The sequence below is a fragment of the Frateuria edaphi genome (assembly GCF_021117405.1).
GTDB lineage: Bacteria > Pseudomonadota > Gammaproteobacteria > Xanthomonadales > Rhodanobacteraceae > Frateuria_A > Frateuria_A edaphi.
In genome coordinates, this window is the sequence record NZ_CP088251.1 from 1824486 (window position 1) to 1838064 (window position 13579).

The 13579-nt window shown below is 66.7% G+C and carries 12 protein-coding genes; 3 read left to right on the forward strand and 9 right to left on the reverse strand.

Annotated features, from left to right (window positions below):
• Window positions 1–145: 145 nt before the first annotated feature.
• Together guaB and folD are read right to left on the reverse strand one after the other, a co-directional pair.
• Window positions 146–1603 (reverse strand): IMP dehydrogenase, encoded by a 1458-nt coding sequence (gene guaB, locus LQ772_RS08640; protein ID WP_231325764.1) that lies wholly within the window; start codon window positions 1601–1603, stop codon window positions 146–148.
• A gap of 160 nt (window positions 1604–1763) precedes the next feature.
• On the reverse strand, window positions 1764–2615 hold the full coding sequence (folD, locus tag LQ772_RS08645; protein ID WP_231325765.1) for a bifunctional methylenetetrahydrofolate dehydrogenase/methenyltetrahydrofolate cyclohydrolase FolD: 852 nt from the start codon (window positions 2613–2615) through the stop codon (window positions 1764–1766).
• A gap of 159 nt (window positions 2616–2774) precedes the next feature.
• Between folD and LQ772_RS08650 the strand changes: the two genes are divergently transcribed.
• Window positions 2775–3350 carry a GNAT family N-acetyltransferase gene (locus LQ772_RS08650; RefSeq protein ID WP_231325766.1) on the forward strand — a complete coding sequence of 192 codons (576 nt, stop codon included), beginning with the start codon at window positions 2775–2777 and terminating at the stop codon, window positions 3348–3350.
• A gap of 33 nt (window positions 3351–3383) precedes the next feature.
• Here LQ772_RS08650 and der read toward each other — a convergent pair whose 3' ends face one another.
• From der to ndk, 7 genes are all read right to left on the reverse strand, one after another.
• Window positions 3384–4784: a ribosome biogenesis GTPase Der gene (gene der / locus LQ772_RS08655; RefSeq protein WP_231325767.1), complete on the reverse strand. Its 1401-nt coding sequence runs from the start codon at window positions 4782–4784 to the stop codon at window positions 3384–3386.
• Between the two features lie 25 nt (window positions 4785–4809).
• Entirely contained in the window at window positions 4810–6009 is a 1200-nt protein-coding gene (gene bamB, locus LQ772_RS08660) for an outer membrane protein assembly factor BamB (RefSeq protein ID WP_425600831.1), read from the reverse strand.
• 11 nt (window positions 6010–6020) lie between these two features.
• On the reverse strand, window positions 6021–6671 hold the full coding sequence (locus LQ772_RS08665) for a YfgM family protein (RefSeq protein ID WP_231325769.1): 651 nt from the start codon (window positions 6669–6671) through the stop codon (window positions 6021–6023).
• Between the two features lie 223 nt (window positions 6672–6894).
• A complete protein-coding gene (locus tag LQ772_RS08670) occupies window positions 6895–7875 on the reverse strand; it encodes a helix-turn-helix domain-containing protein (protein WP_231325770.1) in 981 nt (326 codons plus the stop codon).
• Window positions 7872–8657 (reverse strand): type IV pilus biogenesis/stability protein PilW, encoded by a 786-nt coding sequence (gene pilW / locus LQ772_RS08675; RefSeq protein WP_231325771.1) that lies wholly within the window; start codon window positions 8655–8657, stop codon window positions 7872–7874. The genes LQ772_RS08670 and pilW overlap by 4 nt, the downstream gene beginning before the upstream one ends.
• Entirely contained in the window at window positions 8647–9813 is a 1167-nt protein-coding gene (gene rlmN, locus LQ772_RS08680; RefSeq protein ID WP_231325772.1) for a dual-specificity RNA methyltransferase RlmN, read from the reverse strand. Before rlmN ends, pilW begins: the two co-directional genes overlap by 11 nt.
• A gap of 8 nt (window positions 9814–9821) precedes the next feature.
• The gene (gene ndk / locus LQ772_RS08685) at window positions 9822–10247 is read right to left on the reverse strand and encodes a nucleoside-diphosphate kinase (RefSeq protein WP_231325773.1); all 426 of its coding nucleotides are present in this window, start codon (window positions 10245–10247) and stop codon (window positions 9822–9824) included.
• A 227-nt stretch (window positions 10248–10474) separates the two neighbouring features.
• Here ndk and LQ772_RS08690 point away from each other — a divergent pair, with 227 nt between their 5' ends.
• On the forward strand, window positions 10475–11089 hold the full coding sequence (locus LQ772_RS08690) for a TetR/AcrR family transcriptional regulator (RefSeq protein ID WP_231325774.1): 615 nt from the start codon (window positions 10475–10477) through the stop codon (window positions 11087–11089).
• Window positions 11090–11170: 81 nt separating this feature from the next.
• The gene (locus LQ772_RS08695; protein WP_231325775.1) at window positions 11171–13540 is read left to right on the forward strand and encodes a 3-hydroxyacyl-CoA dehydrogenase/enoyl-CoA hydratase family protein; all 2370 of its coding nucleotides are present in this window, start codon (window positions 11171–11173) and stop codon (window positions 13538–13540) included.
• Window positions 13541–13579 lie beyond the last annotated feature (39 nt).

Sequence of the window (13579 nt, forward strand, 5' to 3'; positions counted from 1 at the left end):
GACCGGACTCTTTGGGCTGTCGCCAGAAACGGGCCGGCGCCATTCCCGGGAGCGCGGGAATCCCCTACCGGGACGGAGTGGATTCCACCGCTGCGGAAACGGCGCCATGAAAAATCCGGGGCCCGATGCCGGGCCCCGTGTCATGTCACGAATTCAGCCGGTAATTCGGCGCTTCCTTGGTGATCTGGATGTCATGCGGGTGCGCCTCGGTCACGCCGGCGGAAGTCACCTTCACGAATTGCGCGTTCTGGCGCACGTCCTCGACCGTGGCGGCGCCAAGGTAGCCCATCGACGCGCGCAGGCCGCCGATCAGCTGGTGGATGATGTTGCGCAGCGGGCCGCGATACGGCACGCGGCCTTCGATGCCTTCGGGCACCAGCTTGTCCGCGTCGGCCTCTTCCTGGAAGTAGCGGTCCTTGGAGCCCAGCGCCATCGCCCCGAGCGAGCCCATGCCGCGATAGCTCTTGTAGGAGCGTCCCTGGAACAGTTCCACCTCGCCCGGCGATTCCTCGGTGCCGGCGAACATCGAGCCGAGCATCACGGTGGACGCACCGGCGGCCAGCGCCTTGGGAATGTCGCCCGAGTAGCGGATGCCGCCGTCGGCGATCAGCGGGATCTCGTCCTTGAGCGCGCTGGCGACCAGGTCGATCGCGGTGATCTGCGGCACACCGACGCCGGCGACCACGCGGGTGGTGCAGATGGAGCCGGGACCGACGCCCACCTTGACCGCGTCCACGCCGGCATCGAGCAGCGCGCGCGCCGCTTCGCCGGTGACGATGTTGCCGGCGATCACCTGCACCTGCGGGTAGCGCTTCTTGACCCACCCGGCGCGCTCGATCACGCCCTGCGAATGGCCGTGCGCGGTGTCGACCACCAGCACGTCCACGCCGGCGTCGACCAGCGCTTCGATGCGCTGCTCGGTGTCGCCGCCCACGCCGACCGCGGCGCCAACCACCAGGCGCTCGTGCGCATCCTTGGCGGCATGCGGGTTGTCGCGGGCCTTCTGGATGTCCTTGACGGTGATCAGACCGCGCAGCTGGAAGTCGTCGTTGACCACCAGAACCTTCTCGATGCGGAACTTGTGCAGCAGCTGCAGCACTTCGTCCTGGCTCGCGCCCTCGCGCACGGTCACGAGCTTGTCCTGGCGCGTCATGATGTTGCGCACCGGGTCTTCCAGCTTGCGCTCGAAGCGCAGGTCGCGGCTGGTGACGATGCCGATGAGCTTCTCGCCATCGACCACCGGCACGCCCGAGATGTTGTGCGCGCGAGTGAGCTGCAGCACTTCGCGGATGGAAGTGTTGGGGCCGACGCTGATCGGACTGCGGATCACGCCGGCCTCGAACTTCTTCACCAGGCGCACTTCGGCGGCCTGCTGCGCGGCGGTCATGTTCTTGTGGATGATGCCGATGCCGCCCTGCTGGGCCATCGTGATGGCCAGCCGCGCCTCGGTCACGGTGTCCATGGCGGCGGACACGATGGGGATGTTCAGGCGCAGGTTGCGGGTCAACCGCGTGGAGGTGTCGACGTCGCGTGGCAGGACGGCCGAATGGGCCGGAACGAGGTACACGTCGTCGTAGGTCAGAGCCTCGGCGAGGATGCGCATGCGGGTGGGTCTCGCTGCAAAGATGGGATTATACGCGCGTGGGTGTGGTGCTCGCCAGATGCGTCAATCCTGAAACCAGCAGGCGCCCTCTTGTAACCGATGTTCTTTGTTCGATACCGATCGGAGCCGGCCGTCGCCCACAAGTGGGCTGCTGCACGAGCTATGCGCGGGCTTCGGCCGCTTCGAGGGTGTTCTCGATCAGCGTGGCGACGGTCATGGGCCCCACGCCGCCGGGCACCGGCGTGATCCAGCTGGCGCGTTCGGCCGCGGGAGCGAACTCGACGTCGCCTACGAGGCGGCCGTCATCGAGCCGATTGATGCCCACATCGATGACTACCGCGCCTGGCTTGATCCACTCGCCCCTGACCAGGCCCGGCCGACCCACCGCGACGATCACGATGTCGGCCTGGCGCACGAACGATTCCAGGTCGCGGGTGAAGCGGTGGCAGCAGGTGGTCGTGCAGCCGGCGATCAGCAGTTCCAGCGCGAGCGGTCGTCCGACGTGGTTGGACACGCCCACGACCACCGCATGCTGGCCGCGTACCGGGCGGTCGGTGTGCCCGAGCAGCGTCATCACGCCCTTGGGCGTGCACGGCCGCAGGCCGAAACGGCGCAATGCCAGGCGACCCACGTTCACCGCCTGGAAACCATCCACGTCCTTGTTTGCATCGATGCGGTCGACCAGCGCCTCCTCGTCGATGTGCGGCGGCAGGGGCGATTGCACCAGGATGCCGTGCACGGCCGGGTCGGCGTTGAGCTTGTCGATCAGCGCGAACAGTTCCGCCTCCGTGGTGCTGGCAGGCAAGTCGTAATCGAAGGAACGGAACCCGACCTGGTGGCAGGCTTTGCGCTTGTTGCGCACGTACACAGACGACGCCGCATCCTCGCCCACCAGCACCACTGCCAGGCCCGGTTCGGGCAGGCCCTGCGCCCTGCGATCGGACACGCGCCGCCCTACCCGCTCCAGCAGTTCCTGCGCGATGCGTTTGCCGTCGAGGATGCGTGCGGTCATGGGGCTGCCTGCTCTGCAAAGGCGCCTATTATCCCGTCGCCACCGACCGTGCACAAACACGCCGGGCATCGTAGGGTGGGCTTCGGCCCCTCCTCGTTGGTCGTACCTGGCGTGGCGCGGCTGAAGCCCGCCCTACACAGCAAACACAAAGGAGGCGCCGTGGCTTTGCACGCCGACATGGAACTTGCCGAGGGCCCGTTGCTCTTGCGCGCGTGGCGAACGGATGACGCACCGGCGCTGCACATGGCAGTCCAGGAGTCGCTGGAAACCGTCGGCCGCTGGCTTCCCTGGTGCCACGCCGGCTACGACCTCGACGAGGCACAGGCGTGGATAGGTCACTGCCGCGAGGGCTGGGCAAAGGAAGAGCACTTCGCGTTCGGCGTGTTCGAACGGGCCAGCGGAACTTTGCTGGGCAGCGTCGGGCTGAACCAGCGCAATCGCATGCATCGCAGCGCGGCGCTGGGCTACTGGGTCCGCCAGTCGCGCCAGGGCGAGGGGATCGCGCGTCGGGCGGCCAAGCTTGCGGCAGGTTTCGGCTTCGAGACGCTTGGCCTGGTGCGCATCGAAATCGTCGCCCTAGTCGACAACCAGGCGAGCCGGCGGACCGCCGAGCAGGCCGGAGCACGGTTCGAATGCATCGCGCGACACCGACTGTGGATGCGCGACAAGGCCTGCGATGCGGCGGTGTACGCGCTGGTGCCTGGGGATCTGGTCGACAGCCAGGCCGTGGGCTGACTTCGATCCTAGCTACGGACGGAACCGAAGCGGCTACTTCTTGCGCTTCTTCATCTCGCGGATCATCCGCTGGCGCTTGCGCTGCTGGCCTTCGGTGAGGACGTTCTTGCGCCCGGCAAACGGGTTGTCGCCATCGCGGAAGTCGATTCGGATCGGCGTGCCTTCCAGCTTGTAGCGCTTGCGGAAGAAGTTCTCGAGGTAACGGCGGTAGGCCGGGGCGATGTGCTTGGTGCGGCTGCCGTGGATGACAATGGTCGGCGGGTTGGACCCGCCCGGATGCGCGAACCGGAGCTTGGGCGCGTGGCCGCGCACCAGCGGCGGCTGGTAGGCCTCGTAGGCCTTTTCCAGCGTGCGGGTGAGGTCGGAGGACCCCAGTTCATGGGTGGCCGAGGTGTGCGCGCGGACGACCGCGCGCATCAGCTCGCGCAGGCCCGAACCGTGCAACGCCGAAATGAAGACCGTCTTAGCCCAGTCGACGAAGACCAGCTTGCGCTCGAGCGTGCGCTGGCATTGCTCGCGCTGGTACGCGTCCATGCCGTCCCACTTGTTGACGGCGATCACCAGCGCGCGGCCTTCTTCGACCGCGTGGCCGATCAGGGTGAGGTCTTGGTCGGCCAGGTTCTCGCGGGCGTCGATCATCAGCACGACGACCTGGCTCGCGGCCATCGACTGCAGCGTCTTGATGACGCTGAACTTCTCCACGGCTTCTTCCACGCGCGCTCTGCGGCGCACGCCAGCGGTGTCGATCAGCGTGTAACTCTTGCCGTCACGCTCCAGCGGCACGCGGATGGGATCGCGCGTGGTGCCGGCGACGTCGGAGACGATCAGCCGGTTCTCGCCGAGCAGACGGTTGATCAGGGTGGACTTGCCGGCATTCGGGCGGCCGACGATGGCGACGCGGATGCTGTCGTCCTCGACGTGCGACTCGGATTCGTCCTCGTCCGGCGGCAACAACGGCAATGCCGCGGCGATCAACTCCTCGATGCCACGGTTGTGTGCGGCCGACAGCGGCAGCATCGCGGCAATGCCGAAACGGGCGAATTCGCCAAGGGCGTCCTGCTCTTCCAGGCCGTCGGTCTTGTTCACCGCCAGCAGGATAGGCTTGCCGCTGCGGCGCAGCTCGCCGAGGATGCCCTGGTCCTGCGGCAGCAGTCCGTCGCGCGCGTCGACCACGAACACCAGAACCTGCGCCTCATCGATCGCCAGGCGCACCTGCTGCGCGGTGAGTGCATCGAGGCCTTCCTCGACGCCGGACAGGCCGCCGGTGTCGACCACCACGAACGAGCGCGGACCGAGATGACACACGCCGTAGTGGCGATCGCGGGTGACGCCCGGCATGTCGGCCACCAGGGCGTCGCGGCTGCGCGTCATGGCATTGAAGAGGGTCGATTTACCGACGTTGGGGCGACCGACCAGGGCGACGACGGGCAGCATGATTCAGCATCTTCCTTGCGGGCGATCAGCGCGCGCCGCCGAGACGGTAGGCGCCGATGCGGCCCTCCACGTCTTCGACGTACACGACATCACCGACCACCAGCGGTTGGGCGCGGATGGCGTGCTTGGACAGCCGCTCGCGCGCGGCCAGCGCACCGTCTCCGGTCTGCAGCCAGTGCACGTAGCCTTCGATGTCCCCGACCACCACATAGTCGCCCTGCACCTCCGGCCCGGTCAGCCAGCGGTACTTGAGCTTGTCGTTCTTCCACATCTCGGCGCCGGAGCTCTTGTCGAACGCCCACGCCTGCGAGTCCTCATCCACCGCGTAGAGCGCGTTGCCCTTGGTCGCCAGCGAGGTGTAGGTGGAGAACGGATGCGCCCAGATCGGCCGGCCGGTGGGGCCGTCGATGGACACGAGGTTCCCGTGGTAGGCGCCGCCGTAGAGCGTGCGGCCATCGAGCAGGATCGAGCCGTCGGCGTCGTCCAGGCGCTCGATCTCGGTGCGGCCTTCGCCGCTGGCAAGATTCTGTTCCCACAGCTTCTCGCCGTTGTCCAGCCGCAGCGCGACCAGCTTGCCGCCGTCGCTGCCGAAGAACACGACGCCATTGGCCACCAGCAGCGGACCGTTGCCGCGCAGGCTGAGCAGCGGCACCTCACTCTGGTCGTAGACCCAGCGGCGCTCGCCCGTGGCGGCATCCAGGCCATAGACGCGCCCGTCGCCGGTGCGCACCACCACCAGGTTGCCCACGATCACCGGGGAGGCCAGCACCTCGGACTTGAGCGTCGCTTCCCAGCGCGGGCTGCCGTCTTTCGCGTTGACGCCGTAGACGTGGCCATCGAGCGTCCCGACGGCAAGCAGGTCGCCGCTGACCGCCGGGCCGCCGGCGTAGAAAGCGTCCTTGCGCTTCTTGTCGCCCCAGCCGAACCAACCGTGGGTGCGCGAACTCTTGGACCAGATCGTCTTGCCGGTATTGGCATCGAGCGCGACCAGCTTGCCGTCGGCGCTGTCGGCATAGAGCACGCCATCGACCACCGTCGGACGCAGGCGCACGCCGGTGTCCTTGGCGCCGTCGCCGATGGTCTCGTGCCACAGGCGGGTGACCTGCACCGTGGGCTTGAAGTCCTTGGACAGCGGCGTCGGCGGCTGGACGTTTTCCTTCTTGGCGTTATGGCAACCGGCCAACGCGACCAGGCCGACCAGCGCCACCATTACCGCCCGCTTCATGCCAATCACCTTCATGCGCCCTGCTTCCCGGCCACGGCCAGATCGTCGAGTTTGAGTTGCAAGGCAGCGCGCTGTGGCGCGTCTTCAGCCATGGCGGCCAGCGCCGCCTGGTAGGCCTTGCGCGCTTCGTCCGCGCGACCAAGCTTGACCAGCGCATCGCCGCGTAGTTCCTGGCGCAGCGCCTCGTAACCCTTCGCGGTGACCGCGTCGAGGGTGGCCAGCGCGTCCTTGGCCTTGTCGGCGGCCATCTGCACCTTGGCGGTGCGCAGTTCCACCAGCGGCTTGAGCGCGTTGTCGCCGACGTGGCTGCGCGCCCACTGGAGCGAGGCAAGCGCCTTGTCCAGCTGCTTGGCCTCGACCAGCCGCTGCGCCTGGTCGCTGGCGGCGAACACGGCATATGTGGACTTGGCGTAGTCCTTCTCCAGGCGATCGACCAGCTTGTCAGCCTCGCCGGTGTTGCCGGAGGCCAGCGCGGTCTGCAGTTGCTGGTAGAGGTTGGACGCCTCCATCTCGCGCGTGGCCTGGTGGTTGCGCCACTGCTGCCAGCCGAAGATCGCGACCAGGCCGATGACGATGCCGATGACGATGGACAGGCCGTTCTGGCGCAGCCATTGCTGTACGCGTTCGCCTTGCTCGTAATCGTCGTATGCGTCGAATGCCATGCATTTGTCCGTCAAAAGCGCGCGCCGCGACGGCATAAGCCGACCCGGCGCTGGGAAAAAGAAGATTGGAATGCCATGACCGCGGGTGCATCGCGGTCAATGGACAAGCATAACCGAAGCGCCGCGGGGACGGGCAAAATCCACAGGTCTTCATATGGAAACGCACCCGGCCCGACCGCCATGGCGTTCGCGCGCGGGTGCGCTCCTGCAACCGACGGCTGGATCAGGCGCCGCTGGGCGCGGGCTTGCCGTCCTGGACGCGGAAGTGCGCCACGTTGGCGCGGCGATAGGCATCCAGCGGCAGCGGCTGGCCGTCGATGCTGACCTGTGCGCCACCGGCGTTGCCGATGCGCACGTCCAGCGGTTGCGCGCTGTTCCAGGTCTTGCTGACGCCGGCCGGCAGCAGGCCGTATTCCAGGCGGGAACCGTCGGCGGCAACCACTTCGACCCAACTGGCTTCGTCCAGCGTCAGGCTAACGCTGTGCCCGCCAGGGCTGGCGACTACGGGGGCCGGCGCGGTGGTCGCGGCTTCAGGCTTGGCGACGCTCAGGCTGCCGCTGTCCAGACCCGGAAACGGTGCCATCGAGGCCAGCAACGGTTGCTCCTCGGCCGGCGCAGTGGCAGCCGCCTTGCGAGCAGGTGCCGCCACCGTGGTCTGGGCATTGTTGCTGGCGACGTGCGCCGGGGCGTCTTGTTGGGCAACCGGTGTGGCGTCCAGCGGCGCCAGGTGGCTCAGATCGCGGTCGAGCGTGCCGCGCACGCCCAGCCATACCATCGGCACCACGATCACCGCGGTCAGCACTACGTACGTCGCGGCGGTGGCATAGCGCTCGAGCAGGTAGCGCGAGTGCGACATGCCGCCCGTGGCCACCAACGTGGGCTCGGCGCGCTTGAGGCTCGCGAGTTCCGCCTGGATGGCGTCCTCGTCCACGCCCAGATGGCGCGCGTACTTGCTGATGTAGCTGGCCAGGTACACGGCGTAGTCGATGCCCTCGCGCTGGTTGCTCTCCAGCTGGCGCAACACGCGCGCCGGAAGCTTGAGGGCATGTGCGCAGGCGTCGATGTCGAGGCTGCGCGCTTCGCGGGCGGCGCGCAAACGGCTGCCGAAACTGGGGGACTGATCGTTCGACGGGCCATCCGTGATCGCCGCGACGGCGAACAGATCAATCGCACGATGGCCGGGATTGGACTGCTGGAAGGTCATGGGCTAGCGGGTGCGTCGAGGGCGCGGGCCTGATCCGAATCCGGGAACTGGCTCTGCAGTCGCCTGCGGTAGTTTTGGGCAGCGTCCGTGTTACCCAGGCGGGTTTCGATGTCGTGGCCGAGCTTGAGGGCGTCGGCGCTAGGCTGTCCCAGCGCGTCGAAGCGCTGGATGAACGCACGCGCGCGGAACGCGTCGTTGTTCAGGTACAGGGCTTTGGCCAAATGCAACAGGGCATCGCCGTTCTGCGGGTTGGCATCCAGCGCCTTGCGCAAAGTACCTTCGGCACCAGCCACGTCGTTCATGCGCAGCTGGCAGATGCCCTTGTTGGTCAGCGCGATGTCCGGGGTCTGGTAGAACGGGTCTTTCAGCGCGGTATCGAAGTACCTGAGCGCCTCGGCGCCCTTGCCGACGCGGCAGAGGAACGTGCCGAGGTTGTTGTTCGGCATGCCCTTGTCCGGCTCCAGCTGGACCGCGCGGCGGTAATGCTGCTCAGCCTGCTCCGGGCGATTGATGCGCTCGTCGAGGACGGCAATGACGGTGTGCGCCGGCGCATAGTCCTCGTCGAACTGCAGCGCCTTGTTGAGCTTGTCCAGCGCCGTCTTGAGGTCGCCGTTGGCCATGTACTGCTGGCCGAGCTCGGTATGGACGCGCGCGGCATCCTGTGCCTCCTGGCTCTGGCTCGAATGCGGCACCTTGCCGAGACTGCCTTCCTCGGTGGTCGTGGTGACGCACCCCGCGAGCACCAGCGCCAGCGCTGCCCCCATCCAGCGTTCAAGACGCATGCACGACTCCTTGTCCCTGATCAAGGCGTTTGCGGAACTCGGCCTGCCGGCGCGTGCGGTCCAGCACCTGGCCCTTCAACTGGCCACAGGCGGCATCGATGTCGTCGCCGCGCGTGCGGCGCAGCATGGTAAGGACGTTCGCGTTGAGCAGCTGCGTCTGGAACGCGCGGATGACCTCGGCGTCCGAGCGCTCGAAGCGCGTGCCCGGGAAGGGGTTGAACGGGATCAGGTTCACCTTCGCGCTGCCGGTGGGCAGCTTGCGCATCAGCTTGATCAGCTGCTTCGCATGCTCGGGCTGGTCGTTCACACCCTTCATCAGTGTGTATTCGAAGGTGATCGAAGTGCGCGGACGGCGCTCGATCCAACGCAGGCAGGCGCCCAGCAGTTCGGCGATCGGGTAGCGCTTGTTGAGCGGCACCAGTTCCGTGCGCAGCTCGTCGTTGGCCGCGTGCAGCGACACCGCCAGCGAGACGTCGATCGTTTCGGACAGCTTGTCGATCATCGGCACCAGGCCGGCGGTCGAGAGCGTCACGCGCTTGGACGCCAGGCCGAAGCCCAGGTCATCGCGCATCAGGCTCATCGCGGTGACCACGTTGTCGAAGTTCAGCAGCGGCTCGCCCATGCCCATCATCACCACGTTGGTGATGCGACGGTTCTGGTGCGTGACGTTGCCCAGGTGCTTGGCCGCCACCCACATCTGCCCGATGACTTCGGATGCAGCCAGGTTGCGGTTGAAGCCCTGCGTCGCGGTCGAGCAGAACTGGCAATTCAAGCCGCAGCCGACCTGCGAGGACACGCACAGCGTGCCGCGGGTCGGCTCGGGAATGTAGACCGCCTCGATGGCGTTGCCGCCATCCATGCCAAGCAGCCACTTGTGCGTGCCGTCGGCTGCAGCCTTGTCGAACAGCGTCTTCGGGGGACCGACGTAGCACGTGGCCTCGAGCTTGGCGCGCAGCGCCTTGCCCACGTCGGTCATCCTGCCGAAGTCGTCTTCCAGGCGGTGGTAGATCCACTTCATCACCTGCTCGGCGCGATAAGGCTTCTCGCCGAGCTGCGCCAAGAAATCACGCAGCCCCTGGCGATCGAAATCGAGCAGGTTGACCTTGTCGCTTGTGGCTTTCGGGTCGATGGAAGGGATGGCTACAACCTGGTTCACAACTTATCTCACCGCGGGGAGACTTCCGTCTCCGCAAAGAAGTAGGCAATTTCGACCTTGGCGGTCTCGGCGGCATCGGAGCCGTGCACCGCGTTGGCGTCGATCGAATCGGCGAAGTCGGCGCGGATCGTGCCCGGCGCAGCGTCCTTCGGGTTGGTGGCGCCCATCAGATCGCGATGCTTCAGCACGGCGTTCTCGCCCTGCAGCACCTGGATCATCACCGGACCGGAGATCATGAACTCCACCAGCGCGTTGAAGAACGGGCGCTCCTTGTGCACTGCATAGAAGCCCTCGGCTTCCTTGCGGGACAGCTGCTTCATCTTCGCGGCGATGACCTTCAGGCCGGCCTGCTCGAAACGGGAGTAGATCTGGCCGATCACGTTCTTGGCGACGGCGTCGGGCTTGATGATGGAAAGGGTGCGCTCCAGCGCCATGGGTCTGCTCCGGGAAAACTGGTATCTGAGTGGGCTATCGGCTGTCTTGCCGATCAATGTAGGGCTAAATCCGACACGAAATGCGGATTTAGCTCACGAAAGTTTGACAGATTCTAGCCTGATCGCAAGCGGACACGGCGTGAACCAAACGGCCGTTTGACGGGCCCGAAGCGCCCCGCGTATGCTCAAACGATCGTTTGATTCCTTCCCTGCGAGCGAGCCCAAGCGTGAACAGTTCCGCCTCGACCAAGGAACGCATCCTCTGTGCCGCCGAGGTGCTGTTCGCCCAGCGCGGCTTCGATGGCGCGTCGTTGCGACAGTTGACGGCCGCCGCCGGAGTCAACCTGGCCGCAGTGAACTACCACTTCGGATCCAAAGACAAGCTCGTCGAGGAGGTGTTCCGCCGCCGCCTCGATACGCTGAACGCACACCGACTGGGAGCCCTCTCGAAGGTCGCCGGCCAGCCCGGCACGACGCTCGAGGCCGTGCTCGACGCCTTCATCCGCCCTGCCCTGGCGCTCTCCGGCGACGGCAGCGGCTCGCTGTTCATGCGCGTGCTGGCACGCGCATTCGCGGAGCACGACGACCATTTGCGCCAGTTCATGTCCGAGAACTACGGCCATGTCATGCGCCAGTTCACCGCCGAGTTCGCCCGACTGCTGCCCGGGCTCAGCCGCGAGGAACTTTACTGGCGCATCGACCTGGTGACCGGTGCGCTGACCCATGCCATGTCCGGCTTCGGCATGATCCAGCGCAAGGGCGGCGTCAGCGAGGCCGCCCACCGCGAGCAGACGATCGCGCACCTAATCCGCTTCGCCAGCGCCGGCCTCAGCCACCCCTGAGCCCTTCCGAACTCACCGGCCAGCCACGGCTGGCTGCCTAGCCTCATTTCGTTTCGCTGTCCGCATCCCCTGGAGAAGCCAATGCCCGCAACACTCCGCATCCGCAAGGCCGCCGTGCTGGGCGCCGGCGTCATGGGCGCGCAGATCGCCGCGCACCTGACCAACGCCGGTGTCGAAACCGTGCTGTTCGACCTTCCCGCCAAGGAAGGTCCCAAGAGCGGCATCGCGATCAAGGCGATCGCCAACCTCGCCAAGCTCTCGCCTGCTCCACTGGCGGACAAGAATCTCGCCGCCGCGATCATCCCGGCCAACTACGACGAGGACCTCGATCATCTTAAGGAGGTCGACCTGGTCATCGAGGCGATCGCCGAGCGGATGGACTGGAAGCTCGATCTCTACAGGAAGATCGCCACGCACCTGTCGAAAACCGCGGTCATCGCGTCCAACACCTCCGGCCTGTCGATCAACACGCTGGCCGAAGCGCTCCCCGAAGAAATGCGCCACCGCTTCTGCGGCGTGCACTTCTTCAATCCCCCGCGTTACATGCACCTGGTCGAGCTGATCCCCACGCGCCTCACCGATGCCAGCGTGATCGAAGGCCTGGAAGCCTTCCTCGCCACCACGGTCGGCAAGGGCGTGGTGATCGCCAAGGACACCCCGAACTTCATCGGCAACCGCATCGGTGTGTTCTCGATGCTCGCGACCATGCACCACACGGAGCAGTTCAAGCTCGGCTTCGACACGGTCGACGCGCTGACCGGGCCTGCGATCGGCCGCCCCAAGAGCGCCACCTACCGCACCGCGGACGTGGTCGGCCTGGACACCATGGCGCACGTGATCAAGACCATGGGCGACACCTTGGCCGATGATCCGTGGCACAGGTATTTCAAGACACCGGCGGTGCTGCAGGGCCTGATCGACGCCGGCGCACTCGGCCAGAAGACCGGCGCCGGCTTCTACAAGAAGGTCGGCAAGGACATCCTTGTCCTGGACCCGGCCAGGCGCGACTACGTGCCTTCCGAACAGAAGGCGTCCGATGAAGTCGCCGCCATCCTCGCGATCAAGGACCCGGCCGAAAAGTTCACGAAACTGCGCGCGTCCAGCGATCCGCAGGCGCAGTTCCTGTGGGCGATCTTCCGCGACCTGTTCCACTACACCGCCTACCACCTGGCCGACATCGCCGACACCGCGCGCGACGTCGACTTCGCCATCCGCTGGGGCTACGGCTGGAAGCTCGGTCCCTTCGAAACCTGGCAGGCCGCCGGCTGGCAGCAAGTGGCGAACTGGATCGCCGAGGACATCAAGGCCGGCAAGGCGATGAGCGATGCGCCGCTGCCCGCCTGGGTCACCGACGGCCGCAACGGCGTGCACGGCAAGGCGGGCTCCTACTCGGCCGCGTCGAACACCGACAAGCCGCGCTCCACCCACGCCGTCTACGCGCGCCAGCTCTTCCCTGACGCGATCCTCGGCGAGAAGTTCGACCAGGGCACCACCGTGTGGGAGAACGAGGGCGTCCGCCTGTGGACGCTGGGCGACGACGGCGTCGGCATCCTCTCGTTCAAGACCAAGATGAACACGGTCAACGACCACGTGCTCGACGGCATCCAGCACGCCATCGGGGTGGCGGAGGAGAAGCTCAAGGCGGTGGTGATCTGGCAGACCGGCGAACCGTTCTCCGCCGGCGCGGACCTGAAGGGTGCGCTCGGCCTGCTGAAGGACGGCAAGTTCGACGCCTTCGAGTCGATGGTGGAAAACTTCCAGCGCACGAACATGCGCATCAAGCACTCGCTGGTGCCGGTCGTCGCCGCCGTGCGCGGCCTGTGCCTGGGTGGCGGCTGCGAATTCCAGATGCATTCGGCGCGCACCGTGGCCGCGCTGGAAAGCTACATCGGTCTCGTCGAAGCAGGCGTCGGCCTGTTGCCGGCCGGTGGCGGCCTGAAGGAGCTGGCGGTGCGTGCGGCGAACGCGAACCCGGCCGATCCGTTCGAATCGCTCAAGAAGGTGTTCGAGACGGTGGCCATGGCCAAGGTTTCCGCCAGCGCGTTCGAAGCGGAGCAGCTGGGCCTGCTGCGCGAGTCCGACGTCGTGGTGTTCAACGCCTACGAGTTGCTCTACGTGGCCAGGGAGGTCGCCTCGGCGCTTGCCGAGAGCGGCTGGCGCCCGCCCCTGCCCGCCCGCGCGATCCCGGTCGCCGGCGACACCGGCACGGCGACCTTCAAGGCGTCGCTGGTCAACCTGCAGGCCGGCTACTTCGCCTCCGAGCACGACGTGGCGATCGCCAGCCGCATCGCGGACACGCTGTGCGGCGGTGGCATCGAGCGCGGCTCGCTGGTCGATGAGGCCTGGCTGCTCAAGCTCGAGCGCAAGCACTTCGTGGAACTGGCCAAGACCGAGAAGACCCAGGCCCGCATCGCGCACACCATGACCACCGGCAAGCCGCTGCGCAACTGATCCGCGCGACAGGCCCACGAACGCAAACCACAACGCGTC